Raw genomic sequence first — 24,322 nt, 5'->3', positions numbered from 1 at the left:
CCCATGGAAACACTGGACCATATCCCTGATGTGGAACTGGAGCGCGAGATCGCCATGTTGTTTCTAGCCGGCGAGAAGGACCGGGCGCTGCTTCGCCTGCAGGATGAGCAGCTTGCGCAAACCCATCCCAGGCTGGCATTCCAATTGGCGCTGCTGCTGATCGAAATTGGCGACTGGAAACACGCGAAGCAGCAGCTTGATCGGGTACTCAGCCTTGAGCCGCGCTTTCTGCCAGCCTTGCGACGTCGCGCAGCGCTGCTGGCCCATGATGACGACCTGACCGCCGCAGAGGAGGACTTCCAGCGCATCGTGAAGGTCGCGCCAGATGAAACGTCGGCTGTCGCCAACATCGGTGTTGTCCTGTTGCGGCGTGGCAATCACGCGGCCGCATTGCCTTGGCTGCAACGAGCTGCAACGCAGTCGCCTGCTGACGCTCGCATCCAGCACAGCCTGGCCAACGCTCTCAGCGGAGCGGGTCAACATGCTCTGGCACTGGATCTGTTCCACCGGCTTGCACAGGGCTCTCCCGGAAACACCGATCTGGCCGCAGACTGGGCCATTGCCCTGCTGCGCGGCGGTGATGCGGCGTCGGCTCATGCACGTTTCCTGACCCTTCTTTCAGAACATCCCCACGACCAGCGCTGCTGGGCCGGGCGCTATCTGTCCGCATGCGCTCTGAAACTGCAGGATGCCCTCGGCTTGATGGACTACCCGCTCCTGCTGCGGCAGATCAGGACCGATCTGGACACCACAGCGTTGATCGATGCGGTGCTGCAGTTGCCGTCATTACGCTGGGAGCCTGCGGGCAAAACCACTCTTGGCGGCCTTCAAAGTGCGATGCTCGACCTGGCGCCAGCAAGCCCATTCCACGAATTCGGCCAGCAGGTGAGCAACGCACTCCACGATTATCTGCTGCAACTGCGCGGAAGCCTGCTCGACGCCCCTCTCGACGCCTGGCGACTGAGCCTGCCTTCACGATGGACGCTGCAGGCCTGGGCAACGGTGCTGCATGGCGATGGAGGACATCAGGATCCACACCTGCATCCCGCCGGCCGCATCAGTGGGGTGCTTTACCTCGATGCCGGCAACTCTGCCAGGGGAGACGGGGATCTCGTGTTTGGGCATGCCCCCAGGGACATCGACACAGCGGGCGAACCGCACGCGCATCGTCATGTGGCCCGCAGCGGCGACATGCTTCTCTTCCCCTCCTGGTTCCTCCATCACACAACGCCGTACCACGGAACGCGACCGCGCATCAGTCTGGCATTCGACCTGCTGCCAGCGTCGCTGTGAACAAGTCCCTTTCATCCGCTGAGGCATTTCACATGGAACGTCGAATAGTTACGGAACGCCTCATTCTGCAGCCCCACTGCCGGGATGACCTCGATGACTGCACCAGCATGTGGTCAGACCCGGCGGTCCTGCGCATGATCCGCGACCACCCTTTCAGCCGGCACGAGACCTGGCTTCGCATACTGCGATATGCAGGCCATTGGGCAATGCTTGGATACGGCTACTGGACCATCCGCCATCGCAACGATGGAAGATTCTACGGAGAGCTCGGCTTTGCCCTTACCCTGCGTGACCTGCCTGGAGAGGCCGCCGGCCTGCCTGAATTCGGCTGCACGTTGTCGCGTCGTGGCTGGGGACGCGGCATCGCCCAGGAGGCCACTGCCGGCGTGCTGGAATGGATGGATCGCGTTGCTCGGATCGAAGCCACTTCAGCGATTACCGATCTCCGCAACCGATCGGCGCTGGCGTTGGCCAACGCCGTCGGCTATAGCATCGTCGAGGAAATGGATTTTGAAGGCAATCCATTCGCAGTGCTCACACGCACCTCCAGCCTCACGACGCTCACTTCATGATGTAGTTCCGGCAACAGACGCCGGATGACGGGCAACGTCAGGCGTCGTGGCGACGATTGGCGCCATCGTGCCGCGAATAGAAATAGACCAGCGCATTGCGCTCGCCGGCCGTCACCCGTGCGACCTCGTGCCGCAACTTGCAGGTCGTAAGCAGCACCGTGCCGTAGGTCGCCGCATAGGCATGGCGCGCACCGGCATCGTCGTGGACGACAAAATCACCGCCTGCGAAATCGTGCCCCAACTGGATGATCATCGAGTAGTCATAGTCCGGATTGCTGGCAGCATCCAGATGCAGGCCGATGAAGGAACCCGCCGTCATGCGGTTCATCTGTGCCCGACGGATATGGAAGGCATCCTGTGACTGGAACAGTTCTGCAATCGCGTTCCGGCACTCCTCCCGGTTGAGGATCCCCAGGATCTGGTCTGCGTGCGGGCGATTGACCACCTGCGGAACCTCGCCTTGCCGATCAACCATGATGCGACGCACGTAGATGTCGTGCGTGTCGCCTGCGTCGCCCTGCGTGACGGCCTCTTCAGGCAGCAACGACTGGAGCCTTTCAAGCTCTTTCAATGTCGAGGCGTCAAACACAACGCCCATCGGGATCAACGTACTGCCGGTCGTTTTCAACTCATCCGCGTAGCGGGAAAGTTGCGAGGCTTCCAATACCATACTCATGCAGCGTCCTCCTTTCGTTTGGGAAAGCAATCAATCAAGCCAAGGCAGAAAATTTCTCCAGGAATGCGCCGCGCTCATCGGGGTTCAGTACCGGTGCCCAGCCGATGCTGGCGCCGCTGCTGGCATTGACAACCCGATTGCCAACCGCTGATCGCACGACGCAACCGCTGGCCGCGCCCTCATGCAAGTACACGCCCACCACTGTACGGTGAGGCGCCAAGCCAAGGTCGCGATCGTCCAGATGGACCAGTTCCGGAACATCGAGCATCGGCTGCTGGACCCAGTCGCCAGCTCCAGATGTGCTCAACCGGCGCGCCAACAGGGCAGCGGCGGCGCTACCGGAGGGAACGACATCCTGCCCGCCGTAGCCGTACTTTTTCTTGAACACGATGTTGCTGTCGGATTCGTTCAATGCGGCTACATCGTCGACAGTGACGAAATGCGTGGGCACCACCCAGCGCTGTACTGCCCCCCATTCCATCGGCGTCAGTACCTGCCGGTAGCCCTCATCCCACAGCAATGCCAGCCATGCCTTGCTCATCAGCAGTTCGGCTTCAAGGCCATTGGAGAACCTCGCACCGCTGTCGAGGATGTCCAGGTACACATCGTGATCAGAAAGCACGTCGTCATAGGTAAAGCGACGATGGACCAGTGTCCTGCTCATATCCATGCCCGAGCGCCGCGCATGGCGCCAACTACGTTCATCATGCACCGAAATGTCCAGTCCAGGCAGAGAACGCCGCAACCACTGCTGGCTGAGATCGCCACTGGGATAACCCATTGCCGAGTGCGTGCTCCAGTCGAGCAGATGGAGGCTAAGGTAGCCCTCACGCACGATGCTTCGCGCGTACATGCTGGCAAGATTGTTTACCGGTACCGCCTGACTACCCTCTGCGTCCCAGCCAAGCACGTCGGCGAACGCTCGATAGTGTTCGAACAATTCGAAGCCACCCACCGCTGCGGAGAAATTGAGCTCGCATATCCGCATGCCATCGGCGCAAGGCAACAGATCGGCACGCATCACGCGATGTTGGCCGCTGCGAAGCTGCTCCCAGTCCACCAAGGGTGCCCATGCAGGGTCGACCCCCATTAGCTGAAGAAGGTCACTACGCGCATGCCGGCGCAATGCTTCGTCGACCACGCGCTGCAGGCCGGATGCAACCAGCTGCAAGCCGTCAACCAGTTGCTCGTAGTCGTTGCGATCAAACAACAACGGATGCGCGGAAAAGCGCATCCGAGGTGCATTCAAGGCGATCCGGAAGGCCTCGAGGCGTCGCTGTATCTCTGCGTATGCCATGGTGCCGGGCAACGATTGGAAGGCCGGCAATGCCTGCTGATTGATTCCGTGGAACATCCCTGTCCTCGCCCGAGATCCGTGAAGGCATCCTGAACATTCAATCATCCAGCACTTGCTGTCAAGCGACGGGCAGCCGGCTATCGGCCGCAGGCTTTCAACTTCAACCGTTCGGAATCAGCGTCTCGATGAGATGCTCGACATAGGCTTCGAAATCCTCGCGCGCCTGCTTGGGCTGCTGCAGCTGCAGGGACAGCTGCAGGAAGCCGACATAGGCGGCGTAGGCCAGGCGTGCGCGATGGCGTGCATCGGTCGAGCTGAGCCCTGCCTGGCGGAACGAGGCGATCAGATAGTCGAGGCGGCGCTGCGACACGCGGTCGATCACCGGCCGCACCATCGGATGGTCCAATGCCTTCAGCAGCTCGCTGTAGATGATGTGCGGCTGCACTTCATGCGCCACCATCTGGAACAGCTGGCGCAGGCGCACGCGCGGATCCGGTACGTCTTCCAGGCTGCCGAACACCTGTTCCTGTTCGAACAGTTCCCAGCGTTCCAGCGCGGCCTGCAACAAGGCGTCACGCGAGGGGAAATGCCAATAGAAACTGCCCTTGGTCACGCCGAGTCGCCGCGCCAGCGGTTCCACCGCAACGGCGCCTACGCCTTGTTCAGCAATCAGGTCGAGGGCCGCCTGGGCCCAGTCCTCGGCACTCAGGCGGCTGTTGCGGCCGGCGCGCGGTTCGCCGGCGGAAGCGTCAGGTTGATTCATGGGCTGATTTAACCATACGCCGGGGTTCGTTGCAGTACGCCGTTGCGGTCGAAACCGTCAAAGGCCTCTCCTGCAGGCCTGTCGCACTGCACCATACGATGCAGTATTGACTTCCCTCACAGGCGATCCATACTAGCAAGTATGGTTACGTCCCCTACTCCCGCTGCGTTCCATGACCTGCGCCTGGAGGCGGCCCATGGCGCCCGCCTCGCCGCCACTGCCAGCGACCACGGTCGCCGTGGCCGGGTGCTGTTCGCGCACGGCTTCGGCCAGACCCGTCATGCTTGGAATGCCACCGCGCGTGCCCTGTCTGCAGCCGGCCTGCAGACCCTGGCTTATGACGCACGCGGCCACGGCGATTCGGACTGGAATGCCGCCGACCTGCCCTACCACGGCGAACAGTTCGCCGATGACCTGATCGTGCTGGCCGGCGAGCAGCCGCGCCCGCCGGTGCTGGTCGCAGCCTCGATGGGCGGCCTGTTCGGCCTGCTGGCCGAATCGCGCTGGCCAGGCCTGTTCTCGGCGATGGTGCTGGTCGACATCACCCCGCGTTGGGATACCGCCGGTGTTGAACGCATCCTGGCCTTCATGACCGCCCATCCCGACGGCTTCGCCTCGCTCACCCAGGCCGCCGACGTGATCTCGGCCTACATGCCGCACCGCCCGCGCAAATCCGAGCAGTCGCTGCGCGCCCTGCTGCGCGAGGACGGCCATGGCCGCTGGCGCTGGCACTGGGATCCGCGACTGGTGGCCGAACTGGCCCGCGACAGCGAGCAGCACCAGGATGCACTGGCCGAGGCCGCGCGGCAGGTGAAGTGCCCGCTGCTGCTGGTCAGCGGCGGCCGCAGCGACCTGGTCACGCCGCAGACCGTGGCCGAATTCCTGGCGTTGGCGCCGCACGCGCGCCATGTACAGCTGCCGCAGGCCACGCACATGGTCGCCGGCGATGACAACGACGCCTTTACCGCTACTGTGTTGGACTATCTGGACGTGTTGCCCGCAGCAGACGCTGCGGCTTCGTCCGCCACAAACGAGCACGTCACCGGAGCACGCTCATGAGCATCGTTCTTCCCTTCCTCGCCCTGCTGCTGGCAGGCGCGTTCGTCGCCTACCACCGCATGCGGCTGGTTACCTGGACGCTGATCAGCGTGGCCCTGCTGGCCGCCTGCTGGTTCATTCCCTACGTCAACCAGACCGCCACGATCGTCGCGGCCGCCGTGCTTGCCGTCATCGCCGTGCCGCTGCTGCTGCCGTTCATCCGCAAGCCGCTGCTGACCGGCCCGATGATGAAGGTGTTCCGCAAGGTGCTGCCGCCGCTGTCGCAGACCGAGCGCATCGCGCTGGAAACCGGCTCGGTCGGCTTCGAGGGCGAGCTGTTCACCGGTGATCCGGACTGGAACATCCTGCTCAACTATCCCAAGCCGCAGCTGACCGCCGAAGAACAGGCCTTCCTTGATGGCCCGGTGGAAGAGCTGTGCACCATGGTCAACGACTGGGAAATCACCCACGTCCATGCCGACCTGCCGCCGGAGCTGTGGGCCTTCATCAAGAAGAACAAGTTCTTCGGCATGATCATCCCGAAGGAATACGGCGGCCTGGGCTTCTCCGCACTGGCCCACCACAAGGTGATCCAGAAGCTGGCCTCGGTGTCTTCGGTGGTCAGCTCCACCGTCGGCGTGCCGAACTCGCTGGGCCCGGGTGAACTGCTGGTGCATTACGGCACCCAGGAACAGAAGGACCAGTACCTGCCGCGCCTGGCCGATGGTCGCGAGGTGCCCTGCTTCGGCCTGACCGGTCCGTTCGCCGGTTCCGACGCCACCTCCATTCCGGACTACGGCATCGTCTGCAAGGGCGAGTGGAACGGCGAGCAGGTGCTCGGCGTCAAGCTGACCTTCGACAAGCGCTACATCACCCTGGCGCCGGTCGCATCGCTGATCGGCCTGGCCTTCCGCATGTACGACCCGGATGGCCTGATCGGCGATACCCGCGACATCGGCATCACCCTGGGCCTGCTGCCGCGCGACACCGCTGGTGTTGAAATCGGCCGTCGCCACTTCCCGCTGAACTCGACCTTCCAGAACGGTCCGATCCGCGGCAAGGACGTGTTCATTCCGCTGACCCAGCTGATCGGTGGCGCAGCCATGGCCGGCAAGGGCTGGAACATGCTCAACGAGTGCCTGGCCGTGGGCCGCTCGATCACGCTGCCGTCCACCGCCAGTGGCGGTGCCAAGGCCGGTGCCGCCGTCACCGGCGCCTACGCACGCATCCGCAAGCAGTTCGGCCTGTCGGTCGGCCGCTTCGAGGGCGTGGAAGAAGCGCTGGCCCGCATCGGCGGCAAGGCCTACAAGATCAGCGCGCTGTCGCAGGCCACCGCCGCGGCGGTCGACCGTGGTGACGTGCCGTCGGTGCCGTCGGCGATCGCCAAGTACCACTGCACCAACATGAGCCGCGAGGTGATCTCGGACATGATGGACGTGATCGGCGGCAAGGGCATCATCCTGGGGCCGCGCAACTTCGCCGGCCGCAGCTGGCAGGCCGCGCCGATCGCGATCACCGTGGAAGGCGCCAACATCATGACCCGCAGCCTGCTGATCTTCGGCCAGGGTGCGATCCTCTGCCACCCGTGGGTGCTGAAGGAAATGAAGGCCGCGCAGGATCCGGACACCCGTGCCGGCCTGCAGGAGTTCGACCGCAGCCTGTTCGGCCACATCCGCTTCGGTATCTCCAATGCCGTGCGTTCGTTCTGGTTCGGCCTGACCGGCGCGCGCTTCGGCGCCGCCCCGGGCGACGCCTATACCCGCCGCTACTTCCGCAAGCTGGACCGTTACTCGGCCAACCTGGCGCTGATGGCCGACATCTCGATGATGACCCTCGGCGGCAAGCTGAAGTTCAAGGAATCGCTGTCAGGCCGCCTGGGCGATGTGCTGAGCCACGTCTACATGACCAGCGCCATGCTCAAGCGCTACCACGACGAAGGCGCACCGCAGGCCGACCAGCCGCTGCTGGCCTGGGCCTTCCATGACAGCGTGCACAAGATCGAGGGATCGCTGTCGGCCGCGCTGCGCAACTTCCCGATCCGTCCGATCGGCTGGCTGATGTGGGCGCTGATCTTCCCGCTGGGCCGTCGTGCCGAGGCTCCGGGCGACCGTCTGAGCCGCCGCGTCGCCGCCCTGCTGATGGCGCCGAACGAAGCGCGTGATCGTCTGGCCAGCGGCGTGTTCCTGACCCCGTGCGAGAACAACCCGGGTGGCCGCATCAACAGCTACCTGAGCAAGGCGATCATGGCCGAGCCGGTGGAGCGCAAGTTCCTCAAGGCGCTGAAGAGCAAGGGCATCGAAGCGCTGGACTTCAAGGCCCAGCTGGACGAAGCCGTGGCCGAGGGCGTGATCACCCAGGACGAGCGCAGCCTGCTGGAAGAGCTGCGCACGCTGACCCTGGACACCATCACCGTGGACGATTTCGACACCCACGAGCTGCGCGCGGCCAGCTACTACGACCGCCAGCACAAGGATCCGCATTCGCAGGCGGCCTGATCGCCCGCGACACGCGTTGCCTTCGACGGCGGGCCTCGGCCCGCCGTCGTTCTATCCGCCGACCGGAAACCGCTCATGTCCACGCCCCTGCTTTCGCTCTACCGCCGCCTGCAGCGCTGGCCCGCCGGCAACTGGCTGTTCTCGCGCGCGGTCTGCTTCAAGGCGCCCTACTTCGCCAGCATCGCACCGCGCATCACCCGCCTGGAACACGGCCGCTGCGAAGGCACGCTGGCCGATCGCCGCAAGGTGCGCAACCACATCGGCACGGTGCATGCGATCGCGATGTGCAACCTGGCCGAGCTGACCGCCGGGCTGATGGTGGACGCCAGCCTGCCGGCAGACATGCGCTGGATCCCCAAGGGCATGGACGTGAAATACCAGGCCAAGGCCTTGGGCACGTTGAAGGCCGTGGCGACGCCAGTGTTGTCCATCGTCAGTGCTGCGGACGGCTACGACCTGCCGGTGAAGGTCAGCGTGACCGATGCGGCAGGGACCGAGGTGTTCCATGCGACCATCGCGATGTGGGTATCGCCACGCCCTCCGCGCACAGGCTGATCAACCATGACGACCACTGAACTGCTGGTGCGCCTGGCAGGCATTCACAGCCTGGGGTTTGCCGCCTTCCATCTGGCGTTCTGGCGGCTGTTCGGCTGGAAACGCGAGCTCGCCCAGCTCGGCATGGCCAATCGCGCGATCATGCAGATCCTGAATCTGCGCGTGATCTATGTGTTCCTGGGAATGGGGCTGATCGCGCTGATCTTTGCCCCGGACCTGGTCGACACTCGTCTGGGGGTGGTCCTGCTGGGCTTCATGGCGGTGTTCTGGGTGGGCCGCACGCTTGAACAATTCGTCTTCCTGCGTATCAACGACTGGCGCGTACACCTGCTGACAGGCCTGTTCGTGCTGGGTGCGGCGCTGCATGCCGTGCCAATGTGGCTGGGCTTCATGCGCGCCATCAGCCGCTGAGCGATGGCGCTTGCCAGCACGCGCCCACTTCAGAGCACTCGCAACACCAGTGCCAGGATCGCCGGTACGGCCTGGATCATGAATATGCGCGGGCTTACGCTCCATGCGCCATAGGCCCCCGCCACTACCACGCAGCCCAACGAGAACGTCACCAGCACCGGCTGCGCCATCACCAGCCCCACCACGATGCCCGCCGCCAGGAAGCCGTTGTACAGGCCCTGGTTGGCCGCCAGCACGCGCGTGGTCTCCGCCTTCTCCGGCGTGTTGCGGAACGTCTTCAAGCCCAGCGGACGGGTCCACAGGAACATCTCCAGCACCAGGAAGTACAGGTGCAGCACCGCGACCAGCACGGTCAGCAGCAGCGCGATCAGCGACATGGTTTCTCTCCTCGAAATGACTGGACGGGATCAGCGGTCGCGCGGCAGCTTTTTTTCTTCGCGCAGTACACCAAACGCGGCGGCGGTCATGCACGCGGCAACCACCACGCCACCGATGAACACCACATGTGAACCAAACAGCGACAAGCCCTTGTGCACCCACGCAAAGCTCAGGTCCGCGCCGCGGTACACCACCGTATCGATGGCCGCGCCGGCCTTGTAACGCCACTGCCGGTCCACGCGGGTATAGATGGTTTCACGTGCCGGCTTGGCCAATGCGAACTCGCTGGCGCGGGTCATCACCTGCACCACGGCCACCATCAACGGCATGGGTGAAGCGGCAAGCACCGAGAAGCCGATCAGGATCGCAAAGCCAGGGATCAACAGGGCCGGCGCGATGCCGTGGCGCGACAGCAGCCAGCGGGTCAGGCCCAGCTGCATCAGCAGCGCCAGTGCGTTCACCGCCAGATCGATACGCGAGAAGAAGGCCGTGGCAGCGCCTGCATCGTTGAACGCTGCACGCACGATACTGGCCTGCTGGTTGTACAGCAGGGTGCCCACGCCCACACCGAAAACCACCATGATCGCCAGCCAGCGCAGCAACGGCTCACGCACGATCAGTTTCAGGCCGTCCAGCACGCTGCCGCCCATCGGCTGCTCGCCGGATACCAGCTGCTGCTCCTGCTCACGCAGCACCGCCCAGTGCCGCAGCCGCCAGATGCTCAACAGGCAGATGGCGAGAAAGCCTGCCGAGACCAGCATCAGATTGGCAATGCCCACGCGCTGCACCAGCGCACTGGTGATGACCGGACCAAGGAAGGCACCGACGGTGCCGGCCGCGCCGATGTAACCGTAGAAGGCACGTGCCTGCGCGTTGGAAAACACATCGGCCATGAAGCTCCAGAACACCGCCACCGCGAACAGGTTGAAGACGGTGATCCAGAAAAAGAACGCCATCCCGCGGCCTGGCACACCGCTATCGAACAGTACGTAGAAGCCCAGCAGAGTGACGATGAAGAACCCATACACCGCCGGCAGGAACACCCGCCGCGGGAAGCGGCTGACCAGCCAGCCGTACACCGGCTGCAGTACCAGCATGATCACGAACACGCAGGAGAACAGGAACTGCAGGACGAAGTCCTTCAGCGCGATGCCATGGCTGGCAAACCAGGCGATCAGCATCGGCGGAAACACGGTCTCCAGGTCAGCCGAGGCAGCCATCGCCTCACGCACCGGGCGCAGCACGTAGTAGCCACTGAGCAGGCAGAAGAAGTACAGGAACGACCACCACAGCGCCGGCGACTCACGCAGTGCCACCGTCAGCCCACGCAGCGGCCCCTTGCCCTTCACCGCGCTCACGCGGCGTCCCTCGCCAGAAGACGGCGGTTGGACAGCGGCATGGCAGGCTCCGGGGGCGGTGAAGCGCGTACGTTAGCCAATGCACTGCAACATCGCCAGCAGCAGCCACGCAGAAGGCTGCAACGCAGTGTCACGGCCCCACCCATACGACACGTTCCGATACATGCCTTCAGGGCGTCAAAATTCCAACTTTTTCAACGAGATGCGCATTCATCTTCGCTTTGTTTGTGCACAAGGGAAAAGCGGCGCTAGAATCGCCATCAGCAGTCGCGCACGGGTCTCCACGATGAAAAAGAACAGCCTGCGTCGTCCGATCCGTTCGGCGGCCACCGGTTTGCTGGGCATGTTGATGCCCGTTGCCTTGTCCACCACCGCGCAGACCCCGCCGCCATTGCCGCCGATGCCGGCCAACATCGAATCCGCCGCCACCGCCGTCGCCCACACGCAGCCCGCCGCCTACCGCACCGGCCTGGTGCCGCAGGTGCAGCTGCCGGCGGCCGGCTTCAACGTGGCCAATATCGAATCGATGGCGCAGCAGCTTACCTATGGCGAGCGCGTGCCGGGCATGGCGGTGGCCATCGTGCAGGGCGGGCGCATCCTCAGCGCGCGCGGCTATGGCGTTACCGACGTCAACAACCCGCTGCCGGTCGATGCCCACACCGTGTTCCGCCTGGCCTCGCTGTCCAAGGCCTTCGCCGGCACCATGGCCGGCCTGCTGGTCAACGACGGCACGCTGCGCTGGGACAGCAAGGTCACCGACTATGTGCCGGGCTTCCGCCTGAACTCGCCGGAAGCGACCGATCGCCTGACCGTGGCCGACGTGCTCAGCCATCGCGTCGGCCTGCCCTACAACGCCTACGACCGCGACATCGAAGGCAACGCCGAGTACTACTCGCTGACCCAGAAGCTGGCCAACACCAGCCTGAAGTGCCTGCCGGGCGACTGCTACGCCTACCAGAACGTGGCCTTCAGCCTGATCGGCGACGTCGTCTATGCCGCCTCCGGCAGCTTCTACGAGCAGTCGGTCGAGCGCCGCATCTTCAAGCCGCTGGGCATGAACGATGCCAGCCTTGGCCTGGCTGGCATCCAGGCCAGCTCGCGCTGGGCGCGTCCGCACGTGCGCAGCCGCAATGGCTGGGTGTCGCTGACACCGAAGCCGACCTACTACCGCGTCGCCCCGGCGGCCGGCGTCAACGCCAGCGCCAGCGACATGGCGCAATGGCTGCTGGCCCACACCGGCCACCGCCCGGACGTGCTGCCGGCACCGCTGCTGGCCACGCTGCATTCGAGCCTGATCAGCACCCCCGGCGAGATGCGTTCGGGCTGGCGCCGCGAGCGCCTGCACTCGGCCGGCTACGCCCTGGGCTGGCGCACCTTCGACTACGCCGGCCACGACGTGGTGTTCCATGCCGGTGCCGTGCAGGGCTATCGCGGCCTGGTCGCGCTGGTGCCGGAACGCGATCTCGGCATCGCCATCATGTGGAATGGCGAAAGCAGCCTGCCCAGCGGCCTGCTGCCGACCGTGCTCGATTCCGCGCTCGGCCTGCCTGCGCAGCGCTGGCTGGATGTGGACACCGACTTCGGCAGCGACAACCTGATGGCCGAGGGCGCAAGCCCGGCGCAGCAGGACAAGCGCAAGGGCAAGGGTGCCTCGAGCAACCGCGCGGTGGCGTCCCCGCGCTGATCAGGCGGGCTCGACCGTAAACATGAAGGGCGGCCTGAGGGCTGCCCTTTTTGTTGTTGTGTAGCGCCGAGCCGTGCTCGGCTGAGCGGAATTCTGGCGCGAGGCAGCCGAGCATGGGCTCGGCTCTACAGCTCCGCAGCGCTAGTGCGCGAAGTAGTGCATGCCGCCATCCACCGGAATCACCACACCGGTGATGTAGCCGGCCAGCGGCGAAGCCAGGAAGGCCACCAGCGGCGCCACTTCGTCCGGCTCGCCGAAGCGCCCGATCGGAATGTTGCGTGCAATGAACTCGCGCCGGCTTTCCTCGGTGGGATGCAGGCGATCAAGAATCTGCGGGCTGTTGATGCGCCCCGGTGCAATCGCATTCACCGTAATGCCCTGCCCGGCCACCTCCGACGACAACCCCTTGCTCCACAGATGCAGCGCCGCCTTCGCCGCGGTGGCGGCATTCACCGAACGTGGCTCCATCGAACCGCTGAAATTGATCACCCGCCCCCATGCCTGCGCCTGCATGCCGGGCAACAGCGCCTGGGTCAGCCGTCGTGCGGCGGAGAAGTTCAGGGCGATCGCTTCCTCCCAGACCTCGTCATCGGCATCCGCCGTGGTCGGCCGGGAGCCCCCTGCGGCATTGACCAGGATGTCCACGCGCTGCAATGCCTCCCGGGATGCCTCCGCGATGGACCGGACGTCGTCGGCGACGGTGACATCGCCGACCACGATGACCGGTGCCGCGCCGCCTTCGGCTTCGATCCGCGCCGCCAGCGCCTGCAGGGGCGCGCGCTGCCGCGACGTGATGGCGACGCGCACGCCCTGGGCCGCCAGATGCCTGGCGACGGCGGCACCGATGCCACTGCCCGCCCCCGTGACCAATGCGGTACGGCCTGCAAGATTCAAGTCCATGGTGTTCTCCTGTCCACGTGGCCGGCCAATCCAGCCCTTGCACGACATGCTGTTTGATCACCCCTGATTGATAAACTCCGCGCAGGTTTCAGCATTCAACACCCGGAGTGTCAGATGAACGTGCTGGAAAGCATGCAGGTCTACGTGCTGATCGTGGACAAGGGCAGCCTCAGTGCAGCGGCGGCGGCGATGGATATCTCCGCGACGATGGCCGGCAAGCATCTGCGCGCATTGGAGGCACGGTTGGGCATGCAGTTGTTGAGCCGTACCACCCGGCGCCAGCATATGACGCCCTTCGGCGAGGACTACTACACCCGCTGCCGGGAGATCCTGCGCCTGGTGGAAGAAACCGATGCGCAGGCGCAGCACCAGCAGCTGGCACCGGCGGGTACGCTGCGCATCAGTGCGCCGGTGATCTTCGGCACGCATGCGCTGGTACCGGCACTGGCCGAGTACATGGCGCGCCATCCGGAGGTCCGGGTCGAAGCCACGCTGACCGACCGCGTGGTCGACCTCGCCGAGGAGGGTTTCGAAGCGGCGCTGCGCATCGGCACGCTGGCCGACAGCAGCATGCTGGTGGCGCGTGCGCTGGCACCGTATCGCTTGATGATGTGCGCATCGCCCGGATACCTCGCCCGGCACGGTACGCCCTCCGACCTGCAGGCGCTTGCCCGGCACCAATGCCTGTCCTTCGAACCCAGCGCACTGGCGCAGTGGCTGCAGGTCGATGCTGGCGGGCTTGAGCGTGTGCCCGACGGCCGGCTGCAGATCAACAACGGCGAAGCACTGCGCACGGCGGCGCTGCATGGGCTGGGCATCGTGCTGCAGTCGGCACTGCTGCTGGCTGCCGACGTCGACGCCGGACGCCTGGTGCAGCTGTTCCCGGAGCATGGCCAGACCGGTCGGCCGATGCACGTGGTCTACGCCCACGATCGCTACCACTCGACCCGCCTGCGCAGCTTCCTGGACTTCCTGGCGGAGCGCTTTCCACCGGCGCCGCACCGCTAGCGTCGTCCGTCAGAAAAGCCGTCGGGCATGGCCCGACGCTACAAACCGCTCCATAAAAAAACCCCCTCCCCGCTGGGCAGCCAGGGAAGGGGGTTTCAGGATACGGCTATCGGGAAGTACTTAGATCAGCGGCGCCGGGGTTGCCGGCAGAGCGACCGGAGCGGCCTTCTTCTTGCGGGCGGCCGGCTTGCGCTTGGCAACCTTCTTCGCTGCCTTCTTCGGGGCAGCCTTCTTGGTGGCCTTCTTCGCGGTCTTCTTTACTGCCTTCTTGGCGGTCTTCTTGACGGCCTTCTTGGCAGTCGCCTTCTTCGCGACCTTCTTGGCCGGCTTGCGGGCCGTTGCCTTCTTGGCAGTCTTCTTGGTGGCCTTCTTGGCGGTCTTCTTGACGGCCTTCTTGGCAGTGGACTTCTTGGCTACCTTCTTCGCCGCCTTCTTCGCAGTGGCCTTCTTGGCGACCTTCTTCGCCGCCTTCTTCACTGCCTTCTTGGCGGTCGCCTTCTTCGCGACCTTCTTCACTGCCTTCTTGGCAGCAGCCTTCTTCGCGACCTTCTTCACCGCTTTCTTGGCGGCGGGCTTCTTCTTCGCAGCTTTCTTGGTTGCCATGGGATGGCTCCTCGTCAGTGATAGGGAGTTGAAACGCCCAGTTGGATCAAACCCGCGGATGCTGCGTGCGGGGACCGCCGGCGCGTCAGGCGCGCCGTTACGGATGCGGCAATGCCCGCCTCGATCGGCGGAGCGGACATCGGAACGGGAGTTGCCTTGCATTTCTCCGGGGGAAGCGGGGCCATGTCCACCGTCATCAGGGTCGCGGTGGTCTTGAAGGGGCTGCTTCGCATCGGACGATTGATTCTGCGCACTCGGTTGGGCAGGCAAGGTCTGCTGAGGCGAAACCTAATCACGGTTTTTTTTACTGTCAACAACCCCCGCGAAAAATTTTCACATCCGCGCCAGCCCGGACGCCGCCCGCGCCACCGCCGTGCGCGCCCTGCAACGACCATTGAAGCGGCGCGCACGCGCGTCGCATGCGACGACGTCGATGCGCTCTCTGAACAAAAAACACTTGAAATAAGCACTCTGCGCAGATAGGCACATGTTCTGGACAACAGCGCACGTGCATCGCCGATGGTCACCGGCACCGTCGCCAACGCCAGCACAACGGGGCCGCAACGGGGGGCGAAAAGTTTTCACATCTGATCGCTTCGGCGCAGGGCGGAAACGCGGATTTGCGCAAAACTGCGCACGCCGATCGGCACCGTTCGTCTGTCGGCTGATGCCACGCCGAGGGTGCAAAGCGAACCCGCCGTCATGAGTCCGACGCACTCGCCAAAACAAAAACGGCCACCCGAAGGTGGCCGTTCCAGAACCCGGAAGTGACGACTCAGTGGTCGTCGTTTTCCAGGGCTTCGGCATACGCGTCCGGATCCAGCAGTTCGTTGAGCTCTTCGGCGTTGGTCAGTTCGACCACGAACATCCAGCCTTCGCCGTAGGCATCTTCATTGATGGTTTCCGGCTTGTCGGACAGCGCCGAGTTGACCTCGACGACCTTGCCGCTGATCGGGCTGTAGACGTCCGAGGCGGCCTTCACCGACTCGACAACGGCGATCTGCTCGCCAGCCTTGGCGTCGGCACCGACTTCCGGCAGTTCGACGTAGACCAGGTCACCCAGCAGGCCTTGGGCGTGGTCGGAAATACCGACGGTGACACGGCCATTGCCTTCGACACGGGCCCACTCATGGGACTTGAGGAACTTGAGGTCGCCGGGGATCTCGCTCATGGGACTGCTCCAGAGATATGCAGGGGTGGAAAAAACGGGGCTAGTGTAACCAACCGGCCGCCACTGCTGTCAGTGACGATCGGCAGTTTCGGATCAGGCGTCGGCGAGCACGCCGGGCTGGGCCTGGCCTTCGCGCACGAACGGGAACTTGACCACGCGTACCGGTACCTGCCGGCCGCGGATGTCGACGGTGACCTCGCCGAGTTCACCGGCCGGTACGCGGGCGAAGGCGATGCCCTTGGCCAGGGTCGGCGAGAAGGTGCCGGACAGGATCTCGCCCTGGCCGCCCGCGGTGGTCACCGCCTGGCCGTGGCGCAGCACGCCCTTCTCGTCCATCACCAGGCCGATCATCTGGCGTGCGGTGCCGGCGGCCTTCTGCGCTTCCAGCACGTCGCGGCCGATGAAGTCGCGGCCTTCGTCCAGCGACACGGTCCAGGCCAGCGCCGCTTCGTACGGGCTGATCTCTTCGTCCATGTCCTGGCCGTACAGGTTCATGCCGGCTTCCAGGCGCAGCGTGTCGCGTGCGCCGAGGCCGGCCGGCTTCACGCCCGCCGCCAGCAGGCGGTTCCAGAACGCGACCACGGCGTCCTGCGGCAGCAGGATCTCGAAACCGTCTTCGCCGGTGTAACCGGTACGGGCGACGAACAGTTCGACGCCGTCATCGGACTGCACCTGCAGGGCGGCGAAACGGCCCAGCTTGGTCAGCGCCTGACGGTCCGCATCACGCGCCAGGCCGATCACGATGTCGCGCGCCTGCGGTCCCTGCACGGCCAGGATGGCCAGGTCCGGGCGCTGCTCGACGGTGACGCCGAACGGCGCAGCCTGCTCGCGCAGCCAGGCCAGGTCCTTCTCGCGGGTGGAGGCATTGACCACCATGCGGAAGAAATCGTCGCCCAGGTAGTAGACGATCAGGTCGTCGATGACGCCGCCGCGCGGGTTCAGCATGCACGAGTACAGCGCCTTGCCGGTCACCTTCAGCTTGTCGACCGAGTTGGCCAGCAGGCGGCGCAGGAACGGCTTGACCTGCTCACCGCGCAGGTCGACCACCGTCATGTGGCTGACGTCGAACACACCGGACTCGCGACGCACCTGGTGGTGCTCGTCCAGCTGCGAGCCGTAGTGGATGGGCATGTCCCAACCCCCGAAATCGACCATCTTGGCGCCAAGGGCGCGGTGGGTATCGTTGAGCAGCGTCTTCTGGGTCATGACCGGGTCCGGCAGCAGAGGAAACAAGAATCCCCATTATCCCAGATCGGTCGCCCGCAGGCGTGCCGCAGCGCAGCGCCGGAGCTGTAGAGCCGAGCCCATGCCCGGCTGCTCTTCGTGTGGGAGCCGAGCGTGGACTCGGCTCTACAGGGGGCGGCCCGCGTCCTCGACCACCAGCACCGTGCCCTGCACGCTGCGCACCCGCACCCACGTGCCCGCAGGCAGCTCCGGACCGCTCACCTGCCAGGACGCATCGTCAATGCTGACCCGTCCCTGGCCACCGACGATGCCCTGCTGCAGTACCACCTCCCGGCCGACCAGCTGCTCGGCGCGGCGGTTGAGCAACGGCGCATCGCTGGGCCGTGCCCGCGGCCGCCCCCAGCGCCGGTAGCACTGGATCGAGACCACACTCAGCAGGACGAAAGCGATCACCTGCCACAACAGCGGAATGTCACTGAACACCGCAACCAGTACGAACACCGCCGCCGCGCCAATGCCGATCCACAGCATGAACGCACCCGGCGCCAGCGCTTCGGCCGCGAACAGCAGCAGCGCCAACGCGCCCCAACCGACGACTTCCCAGCGCATGTCAGCCTCCGAGCGGCGGCGGCCGCTTGCCGGCGGCCTTGTTGTCCTGGCTGGCCAGCGCCTGCTTCGCCAGTTCGGCCACGCCCGCGATCGAACCGATCACACCACTGGCCTCCATCGGCATCAGCACCAGCTTCTGGTTCGGCGAACTGGCCAGTTCCTTGAACGCTTCCACGTACTTCTGCGCAACAAAGTAGTTGATCGCCTGCACGTCACCCTCGGCAATCGCCGCCGACACCACCTTAGTCGCCATCGCTTCGGCCTCGGCCAGGCGCTCGCGTGCCTCGGCATCACGGAACGCAGCTTCGCGGCGGCCTTCGGCCTCCAGCACGGTGGCCTGCTTTTCGCCATCGGCGCGCAGGATCTCCGACTGGCGTGAACCCTCTGCCTCGAGGATCTGCGCGCGCTTTTCGCGCTCGGCCTTCATCTGCCGCGCCATCGCGTCCAGCAGATCCCGCGGCGGCTGGATGTCGCGGATCTCGATGCGGTTGACCTTCACGCCCCAGGGATTGGTGGCATGGTCGACCACGCTCAGCAGCTGGGCATTGATCACCTCGCGCTGGCTGAGCGATTCGTCCAGGTCCATCGAACCGATCACGGTACGGATGTTGGTCTGCACCAGGGCGATCATCGCCACTTCCAGGTTGGCCACCTCATAGGCGGCCTTGGCAGCATCCAGTACTTGGAAGAACACCACGCCGTCCACGCGCACGGCGGCGTTGTCCTTGGTGATCACTTCCTGGCTGGGCACATCCAGCACCTGCTCCATCATGTTCACCTTGCGCCCCACCCCGTACACGATCGGGATCAGGAAATGCAGGCCGGGGGTCATGGTATGCGTGTAGCGCCCGAAGCGCTCGACGGTCCATTCGTAGCCCTGGGGCACCATCCGTACCGCCTTGAACAGGATCACCACGGCCACGAAGGCCAGTACCACGGTAAAGAACATGGTCGGGAACATCTTGCTTTCCTTATCGATGACGTCCAGGCCCCAGCATAGCGCGTGAAGGCCGCATTCACAGCGGAGCTACCAGGGCACGCGCCCGCGCAGGATGTCGGCGAACATCACCCAGTCGCCCATGAACGAGTACAGCGGGTGCTGGAAGGTGGCCGGGCGGTTCTTCTCGAAAAAGAAATGGCCGACCCAGGCGAAGCTGTAACCGCAGAACAGGGCGGCCAGCACAAGGATGGGTTGGCCGCGCAGGATCGCCGCCGCAACCAGCAGCAGCACCCCGCAGCTACCGACGAAGTGCAGCCGGCGCGACACCGGATGGCGGTGCTCGCTGAGGTAGAACGGATAGAACTCGCGGAAGCTGGCGAAGCGGGACATGCGCATGCTCCGGAGCCATGGTCAGGCCCATCATGCGCCTTTCGGGGGGCGCTGCGCTGCCTTGCAGCACCGAACCATGCTCGGCTTGCGCGTGCCAGCGCGGTCGGAAAGAAGAGCAGCCGAGCGTGGGCTCGGCTCTACAGAACCGCCTTGCCCGGACCTACACCGATGAGGTGCGCGGCCCGAACATGATCACCGCCATGCCGGCCAGGCACAGCGCGGCGCCGAACAGGTCCCAGCGGCTGGGACGGATGCCATCGACCAGCCACAGCCAGAACAGCGCGGTGCCGATGTAGACGCCACCGTAGGCGGCATAGACCCGACCACTGGCGGTCGGATGCAGGGTCAACAGCCAGGCAAACAGGGCCAGGCTGGCGGCCGCCGGCAGCAGCAGCCAGATGCTGCCGCCCTTGCGCAGCCAAAGCCACGGCAGGTAGCAGCCGACGATCTCGGCCAGCGCGGTCAGCAGAAACAGGCCGAGTGTCTTCACGCCTTCTCCGCCGCCTTGGCGTGCTGCCAGAGCGCTTCCTGCGCCTCCAGGTCCATCGCAGCCAGCGCCCCACCCTGCGCATCGGCCTGCGCTTCCATCGCACGAAAGCGACGTTCGAACTTGTGGTTGGCCCCGCGCAGCGCTGCACCCAGATCGATATCGGCGTGGCGCGCCAGGTTGGCGCAGACGAACAGCAGGTCGCCCAGTTCTTCCTGCAGGCGCGCCTTGTTGCCGGCGATATCGCCGCGCTCGAACTCCTCGCGCAGCTCCTGCAGTTCCTCGGCCGCCTTGTCCAGCACCGGCATCGGGCCCGGCCAGTCGAAGCCGACCTTGGCCGCGCGCGACTGCAGCTTCACTGCCCGCTGCCATTCCGGCAGGCCGCGCGAGATGCCGGCCAGCGCGGAGGTGTCCTGCTCGCCCTTGGCGGCGCGCTCGGCCCGTTTGATCGCCTCCCAGTTACGCATTACCCCGTCGGCATCATCGACACTGACCTCGGCGAACACGTGCGGGTGGCGGCGCTGCATCTTGTCGCTGATCGCGCGGGCCACGTCTGCGAAGGCGAAGCTGCCCTGCTCTTCGGCCATGCGCGCATGGAACACCACCTGCAGCAACAGGTCGCCCAGCTCGTCGCACAGGTCGTCGAGGTCGCCGCGGTCGATCGCATCGGCCACCTCGTAGGCTTCCTCGATGGTGTACGGCGCGATGGTCGCGAAGTTCTGCTCCAGGTCCCACGGGCAGCCGCCCTGCGGATCGCGCAGGCGCGCCATGATCGCCAGCAGGCGCTCCAGTTCGTTGCTTGCGGCGCTGCCGGTGGTGGGGGTGTCGTGCGCGCTCATGCGGCCTCCAGGGTCAATCGGACAACCAGTCACGCCATGGCAGGCTGGTATCACCAAGGGCAATGAAATCGCCGTTCAACAGGGTCTCGCGGCGGTTGTAGCGGAACGGCTTGCCGGTCGCGGCCGACAGTACCGCACCACCGGCGGCGTGCAGCACGCACTGGCCGGCAGCGGTATCCCATTCGGAGGTCGAACCCAGCCGCGGATAGACATCCAGGCCACCTTCGGCGATCCGGCAGAATTTCAGCGACGAGCCCTGCGCGATGGTCTCGATGCGGCCCATCCTCGCCAGCAGCGCCTCGGTCTCCGGTGAGCGGTGCGAACGGCTGGCGGCAACCCGCAACGGTGCGGTGGCCGGTGTACGGGTGCGCAGCACGGTGTCGTGCAGGCCCTGCCGGCGATAGGCCAACTCGCCGCGCATGGCATGCCAGACGATGCCGGTGACCGGGGCCAGCACCACGCCGAAAGCCGGTGCGCCCTGGTAGATCAACGCGATGTTGACGCTGAACTCGCCGTTGCGCTTGACGAACTCGCGGGTGCCGTCGAGCGGGTCGACCAGCCAGTAGGCCCCCCAGTGGCGGCGCTGCTCCCAGCCCACCTGCGCCGATTCCTCGGACAGGATCGGCAGGTCCGGGGTCAGCTGCTGCAGGCCCTGTTCAATGACCTGGTTGGCCGCCAGGTCGGCACTGGTGACCGGGCTGTTGTCGTCCTTGATCTGCACCTCGAAGCCATCGGCATAGACCTGCATGATGGCCTGTCCGGCTTCCTGGGCGATGGCGATGGCGGTCTCGCGCAGGTCCGTGGTCAGTTTGATCATCGCAATCCCTGCAGCCACTGGCGGGCGATGAACAGCGCCGCCAGCGAGCGTCCCTCGGAGAAGTCCTCACGCAGCATCAGCTGGTCCAGCTCGGCCAGCTTCCACGGGACAACTTCCAGTTCTTCCGGCTCGTCGCCGGCCAGCTTTTCCGGGTACAGGTCGCGCGCCACCACCAGCCACGACTGGTGGCTCATATAGGTCGGGGCAAGGGTCATTGCGCGCAGCACGTCGACCCGGCGCGCACCGTAACCGGCCTCTTCCTTCAGTTCGCGGTCCGCAGCCTGCTCGGGAGTCTCGCCGGCATCGATCCGGCCCTTGACCAGGCCCAGTTCGTAGCGGTGCATGCCTGCGGCGTATTCACGTACCAGCAGCACGGTCTCGTCGTCGAGCATCGGCACCACCACCACCGCACCATGGCCACGGCTGACCAGGCGCTCGAAGCGGCGGCGTTCGCCGTTGGAGAACTCCAGGTCCAGGTGCTGGCGCTGGAAGGGACCGTTCTCCTCATCGGTGATCCGATGGATGATCGGCAAGCGACGGCCGGCACGGTCATCGTTCATGCGGAATCTCCGCGGCGGCCGGCGCCTGCGCCGGGGCCGATAGAATGTGCAGGCAGCAACATGTTCATGAGCCCGAAATGCTAGCAGACCCAACCCCCTCCCCGCTGGCCCACCATTGGCGGCAGCGCGACCTGCAGGTGCTGTGGCACCCCTGCACGCAGATGCGCGAGCATCCGGACACCCTGCCGCTGGTGCCGATCGCCCGTGGCGAAGGTGCCTGGCTGATCGACCACGATGGCAACCGCTATCTGGATGCGGTCAGCAGCTGGTGGACCAACCTGTTCGGCCATGCCGAACCGCGCATCGGTGGCGCCATCGCCGCCCAGGCGACGCAGCTGGAACAGGTGATGCTGGCCGGCTTCGGCCATGAGCCGGCCATTACCCTGGCCGAACGCCTGCTGGCGCTGGCGCCACGCCAGCCCGGCCGCGAGCCGTTGGCCAAGGTGTTCTACGCCGACAACGGCTCGGCCGGCGTGGAAGCGGCCCTGAAGATGGCCTTCCAGTATTTCCAGAACCGTGGGGAATCGCGGCGTACGCGTTTCATCGCACTGGAGAACGGCTACCACGGCGAGACCCTGGGCGCGCTGGCGCTGGGTGACATCCCGCTGTATCGCCGCGTCTATGCGCCGCTGCTGGCCGAAGCGCTGTTCGCGCCGTCGCCCGATGCCTACCTGGCCGAACCCGGCCAGAGCGCGGCCGACCGCGCGCGGCAGGCTGCCGACGGCCTGGCCACCCTGTTCGACCAGCATCCGGGCGAGATCTGCGCGGTGATCCTGGAACCGCGCCTGCAGTGTGCCGGCGGCATGCGCATGCACGATCCGGTGTACCTGCAGCGCGTGCGCGAACTGTGTGATGCGCATGGCGCGTTCATGATCGCCGACGAGATCGCCACCGGCTTCGGCCGCACCGGCACCCTGTTCGCCTGCGAACAGGCCGGGGTGATGCCGGACCTGATGTGCCTGTCCAAGGGCCTGACCGGCGGCTTCCTGCCGCTGGCCGCGGTGCTGGCCACGCAGGCGCTGTACGACGCCTTCCTTGACGACTCGCGCGAGCGCGCGTTCCTGCACTCGCACAGCTACACCGGCAACCCGCTGGCCTGCGCGGCCGCGCTGGCGACGCTGGACATCTTCCGCGACGACGATGTGATCGCCCGCAACCGCAGCATCGCTTCCGTGATGGGTACGCTGGCGGCACCGTTCAACGACCATCCGCACGTGGCCGACGTGCGCCAGGCCGGCATGGTGGTGGCCTTCGAGCTGTCGCGCGACGGTAACAAGCGCACGCCGTTCGACCCGGCCATGCGGCTGGGCCTGCACGCCTACAAGGCCGCCTTGAAGCGCGGCGTGGTGCTGCGCCCGCTAGGCGACGTGCTGTACTGGATGCCACCCTACTGCGTGGACGACGAACAACTGGAGCTGCTGGCACATACCACACTGGCGGCGATTGACGAGGCGATTGCATGCGCGTGACCCGCTGCCCCATCGACCTGGCGCTGCACAGCGGCCAGACCGTGACCCTGCCGGAAGAGACGGCCAACCACCTGGTGCGGGTGATGCGCCTGCGCGAAGGCGATACCTGCGTCCTGTTCAACGGCGATGGCCACGACTACAGCGCGACGCTGACGGTGGCCGGCAAACGCGAGGTGCAGGTACGCATCGACGCCGTGCAGGCCATCAAGAATGAATCGCCACTGGCGATCACCCTGCTGCAGGGCATCGCGCGCGGCGAGAAGATGGACCTGATCCTGCAGAAGGCCACCGAACTGGGCGTGGCGGCGATCATTCCGGTCAACGCCGAGCGCACTGAGGTGAAGCTTGATGCAGCTCGAGCGGAGAAGCGCGTGGCGCACTGGAACAACGTGGTGACCTCGGCCTGCGGCCAATCCGGGCGCGCGCGCATTCCGCAGGTGGGCTCGCCACTGTCACTGGCGCAGGCTGCGGCAACGCTGCCGGCCGATACGCTGCGGCTGACGCTGGACCCGCTGGGTGCCCATCGCCTGTCGACGCTGGCGGCCGCTCCGGCAGGCGGCATCGTGATCGCGATCGGCCCGGAAGGCGGCTGGTCGCCGCGCGACCGCGATCAACTGGCGGCGGCAGGCTTCCAGGGGCTGCAGCTGGGCCCGCGCATCCTGCGCACGGAAACCGCGGGGCTGGCCGCGATCGCGGCACTGCAGGCGCGGTTGGGCGATCTGGGATAAGGCTGATTCGTTGTGGTGCCGACCGCTGGCCGGCATCCACGGGATCATGAGGTTGCCGGCCAGCGGCCGGCACTACCGCGACCAGCGCGTTCAGGG

27 protein-coding genes are annotated in these 24,322 nt (G+C 65.6%); 11 read left to right on the top strand and 16 right to left on the bottom strand.

The window, feature by feature from the left end:
• The first annotated feature begins 3 nt into the window (after positions 1–3).
• Positions 4–1,293, top strand: a complete 1,290-nt coding sequence (locus ARC63_RS22860) for a 2OG-Fe(II) oxygenase family protein (protein ID WP_082587868.1) — start codon at positions 4–6, stop codon at positions 1,291–1,293.
• Positions 1,294–1,325: 32 nt separating this feature from the next.
• A complete protein-coding gene (locus ARC63_RS12695) occupies positions 1,326–1,865 on the top strand; it encodes a GNAT family N-acetyltransferase (protein ID WP_053092030.1) in 540 nt (179 codons plus the stop codon).
• A 37-nt stretch (positions 1,866–1,902) separates the two neighbouring features.
• On the opposite strand, the gene ARC63_RS12690 is transcribed toward ARC63_RS12695, so the two are convergent.
• The 3 genes from ARC63_RS12690 to ARC63_RS12680 all read right to left on the bottom strand — a co-directional run bounded on the left by ARC63_RS12690 (position 1,903) and on the right by ARC63_RS12680 (position 4,601).
• Positions 1,903–2,541 carry a 2OG-Fe(II) oxygenase family protein gene (locus ARC63_RS12690; protein ID WP_049481843.1) on the bottom strand — a complete coding sequence of 213 codons (639 nt, stop codon included), beginning with the start codon at positions 2,539–2,541 and terminating at the stop codon, positions 1,903–1,905.
• A 34-nt stretch (positions 2,542–2,575) separates the two neighbouring features.
• Entirely contained in the window at positions 2,576–3,895 is a 1,320-nt protein-coding gene (locus tag ARC63_RS12685) for a hypothetical protein (protein WP_057503482.1), read from the bottom strand.
• Positions 3,896–3,998: 103 nt separating this feature from the next.
• Complete coding sequence (locus ARC63_RS12680; protein ID WP_006464233.1) at positions 3,999–4,601, bottom strand: TetR/AcrR family transcriptional regulator; 603 nt, start codon at positions 4,599–4,601, stop codon at positions 3,999–4,001.
• Positions 4,602–4,742: 141 nt separating this feature from the next.
• Here ARC63_RS12680 and ARC63_RS12675 point away from each other — a divergent pair, with 141 nt between their 5' ends.
• The 4 genes from ARC63_RS12675 to ARC63_RS12660 all read left to right on the top strand — a co-directional run bounded on the left by ARC63_RS12675 (position 4,743) and on the right by ARC63_RS12660 (position 9,100).
• A complete protein-coding gene (locus ARC63_RS12675; protein ID WP_043399152.1) occupies positions 4,743–5,660 on the top strand; it encodes an alpha/beta fold hydrolase in 918 nt (305 codons plus the stop codon).
• Entirely contained in the window at positions 5,657–8,134 is a 2,478-nt protein-coding gene (locus ARC63_RS12670) for an acyl-CoA dehydrogenase (protein ID WP_057503481.1), read from the top strand. The genes ARC63_RS12675 and ARC63_RS12670 overlap by 4 nt, the downstream gene beginning before the upstream one ends.
• A 75-nt stretch (positions 8,135–8,209) precedes the next feature.
• Entirely contained in the window at positions 8,210–8,689 is a 480-nt protein-coding gene (locus ARC63_RS12665; RefSeq protein WP_057503480.1) for a hotdog fold domain-containing protein, read from the top strand.
• A 27-nt stretch (positions 8,690–8,716) separates the two neighbouring features.
• On the top strand, positions 8,717–9,100 hold the full coding sequence (locus tag ARC63_RS12660; protein ID WP_231298639.1) for a hypothetical protein: 384 nt from the start codon (positions 8,717–8,719) through the stop codon (positions 9,098–9,100).
• Between the two features lie 29 nt (positions 9,101–9,129).
• Here the strand turns inward: ARC63_RS12660 and ARC63_RS12655 are convergent, their stop codons facing one another.
• Positions 9,130–9,477 carry a DUF1304 domain-containing protein gene (locus tag ARC63_RS12655; RefSeq protein ID WP_057503478.1) on the bottom strand — a complete coding sequence of 116 codons (348 nt, stop codon included), beginning with the start codon at positions 9,475–9,477 and terminating at the stop codon, positions 9,130–9,132.
• Between the two features lie 30 nt (positions 9,478–9,507).
• Positions 9,508–10,836: an NTP/NDP exchange transporter gene (locus ARC63_RS12650; protein WP_057503477.1), complete on the bottom strand. Its 1,329-nt coding sequence runs from the start codon at positions 10,834–10,836 to the stop codon at positions 9,508–9,510.
• Positions 10,837–11,122: 286 nt separating this feature from the next.
• Here ARC63_RS12650 and ARC63_RS12645 point away from each other — a divergent pair, with 286 nt between their 5' ends.
• Complete coding sequence (locus ARC63_RS12645; RefSeq protein ID WP_057503476.1) at positions 11,123–12,520, top strand: serine hydrolase domain-containing protein; 1,398 nt, start codon at positions 11,123–11,125, stop codon at positions 12,518–12,520.
• Between the two features lie 141 nt (positions 12,521–12,661).
• Here the strand turns inward: ARC63_RS12645 and ARC63_RS12640 are convergent, their stop codons facing one another.
• Positions 12,662–13,420, bottom strand: a complete 759-nt coding sequence (locus ARC63_RS12640) for an SDR family NAD(P)-dependent oxidoreductase (protein WP_057503475.1) — start codon at positions 13,418–13,420, stop codon at positions 12,662–12,664.
• 114 nt (positions 13,421–13,534) lie between these two features.
• On the opposite strand from ARC63_RS12640, the gene ARC63_RS12635 reads away from it, so the two are divergent.
• Positions 13,535–14,428, top strand: a complete 894-nt coding sequence (locus ARC63_RS12635) for a LysR family transcriptional regulator (protein WP_057503474.1) — start codon at positions 13,535–13,537, stop codon at positions 14,426–14,428.
• Positions 14,429–14,548: 120 nt separating this feature from the next.
• On the opposite strand, the gene ARC63_RS12630 is transcribed toward ARC63_RS12635, so the two are convergent.
• Positions 14,549–15,031, bottom strand: coding sequence for a hypothetical protein (locus ARC63_RS12630; RefSeq protein WP_057503473.1), 483 nt, complete (start codon positions 15,029–15,031; stop codon positions 14,549–14,551).
• A 183-nt stretch (positions 15,032–15,214) separates the two neighbouring features.
• Here ARC63_RS12630 and ARC63_RS23265 point away from each other — a divergent pair, with 183 nt between their 5' ends.
• On the top strand, positions 15,215–15,514 hold the full coding sequence (locus ARC63_RS23265; protein ID WP_125438507.1) for a hypothetical protein: 300 nt from the start codon (positions 15,215–15,217) through the stop codon (positions 15,512–15,514).
• A gap of 292 nt (positions 15,515–15,806) precedes the next feature.
• Here ARC63_RS23265 and gcvH read toward each other — a convergent pair whose 3' ends face one another.
• From gcvH to nudE, 9 genes are all read right to left on the bottom strand, one after another.
• A complete protein-coding gene (gcvH, locus tag ARC63_RS12625; RefSeq protein WP_010482723.1) occupies positions 15,807–16,202 on the bottom strand; it encodes a glycine cleavage system protein GcvH in 396 nt (131 codons plus the stop codon).
• A 93-nt stretch (positions 16,203–16,295) separates the two neighbouring features.
• Positions 16,296–17,408, bottom strand: a complete 1,113-nt coding sequence (gcvT, locus tag ARC63_RS12620; RefSeq protein WP_010482722.1) for a glycine cleavage system aminomethyltransferase GcvT — start codon at positions 17,406–17,408, stop codon at positions 16,296–16,298.
• A gap of 144 nt (positions 17,409–17,552) precedes the next feature.
• Positions 17,553–17,996 (bottom strand): NfeD family protein, encoded by a 444-nt coding sequence (locus ARC63_RS12615; protein ID WP_010482721.1) that lies wholly within the window; start codon positions 17,994–17,996, stop codon positions 17,553–17,555.
• A gap of 1 nt (position 17,997) precedes the next feature.
• Positions 17,998–18,957 carry an SPFH domain-containing protein gene (locus tag ARC63_RS12610; protein ID WP_005410704.1) on the bottom strand — a complete coding sequence of 320 codons (960 nt, stop codon included), beginning with the start codon at positions 18,955–18,957 and terminating at the stop codon, positions 17,998–18,000.
• Between the two features lie 66 nt (positions 18,958–19,023).
• On the bottom strand, positions 19,024–19,326 hold the full coding sequence (locus ARC63_RS12605; protein WP_010482717.1) for an Mpo1-like protein: 303 nt from the start codon (positions 19,324–19,326) through the stop codon (positions 19,024–19,026).
• Between the two features lie 160 nt (positions 19,327–19,486).
• Complete coding sequence (locus ARC63_RS12600; protein WP_010482716.1) at positions 19,487–19,816, bottom strand: YnfA family protein; 330 nt, start codon at positions 19,814–19,816, stop codon at positions 19,487–19,489.
• Positions 19,813–20,652, bottom strand: coding sequence for a nucleoside triphosphate pyrophosphohydrolase (mazG, locus tag ARC63_RS12595; RefSeq protein ID WP_049410658.1), 840 nt, complete (start codon positions 20,650–20,652; stop codon positions 19,813–19,815). Before mazG ends, ARC63_RS12600 begins: the two co-directional genes overlap by 4 nt.
• 13 nt (positions 20,653–20,665) lie before the next feature.
• The gene (gene cysQ, locus ARC63_RS12590; protein ID WP_057503472.1) at positions 20,666–21,469 is read right to left on the bottom strand and encodes a 3'(2'),5'-bisphosphate nucleotidase CysQ; all 804 of its coding nucleotides are present in this window, start codon (positions 21,467–21,469) and stop codon (positions 20,666–20,668) included.
• A complete protein-coding gene (gene nudE, locus ARC63_RS12585; RefSeq protein ID WP_010482713.1) occupies positions 21,466–22,029 on the bottom strand; it encodes an ADP compounds hydrolase NudE in 564 nt (187 codons plus the stop codon). Before nudE ends, cysQ begins: the two co-directional genes overlap by 4 nt.
• A gap of 77 nt (positions 22,030–22,106) precedes the next feature.
• On the opposite strand from nudE, the gene bioA reads away from it, so the two are divergent.
• Both bioA and ARC63_RS12575 read left to right on the top strand, forming a co-directional pair.
• Positions 22,107–23,498: an adenosylmethionine--8-amino-7-oxononanoate transaminase gene (bioA, locus tag ARC63_RS12580; protein WP_057503471.1), complete on the top strand. Its 1,392-nt coding sequence runs from the start codon at positions 22,107–22,109 to the stop codon at positions 23,496–23,498.
• A complete protein-coding gene (locus tag ARC63_RS12575) occupies positions 23,489–24,226 on the top strand; it encodes a 16S rRNA (uracil(1498)-N(3))-methyltransferase (RefSeq protein WP_057503470.1) in 738 nt (245 codons plus the stop codon). The genes bioA and ARC63_RS12575 overlap by 10 nt, the downstream gene beginning before the upstream one ends.
• Positions 24,227–24,322 lie beyond the last annotated feature (96 nt).

Source organism: Stenotrophomonas geniculata ATCC 19374 = JCM 13324, assembly GCF_001431625.1.
Lineage (GTDB): Bacteria > Pseudomonadota > Gammaproteobacteria > Xanthomonadales > Xanthomonadaceae > Stenotrophomonas > Stenotrophomonas geniculata.
Note: the sequence above shows the minus strand (reverse complement) of the source record. Positions and strands in the feature narration are given on the sequence as shown.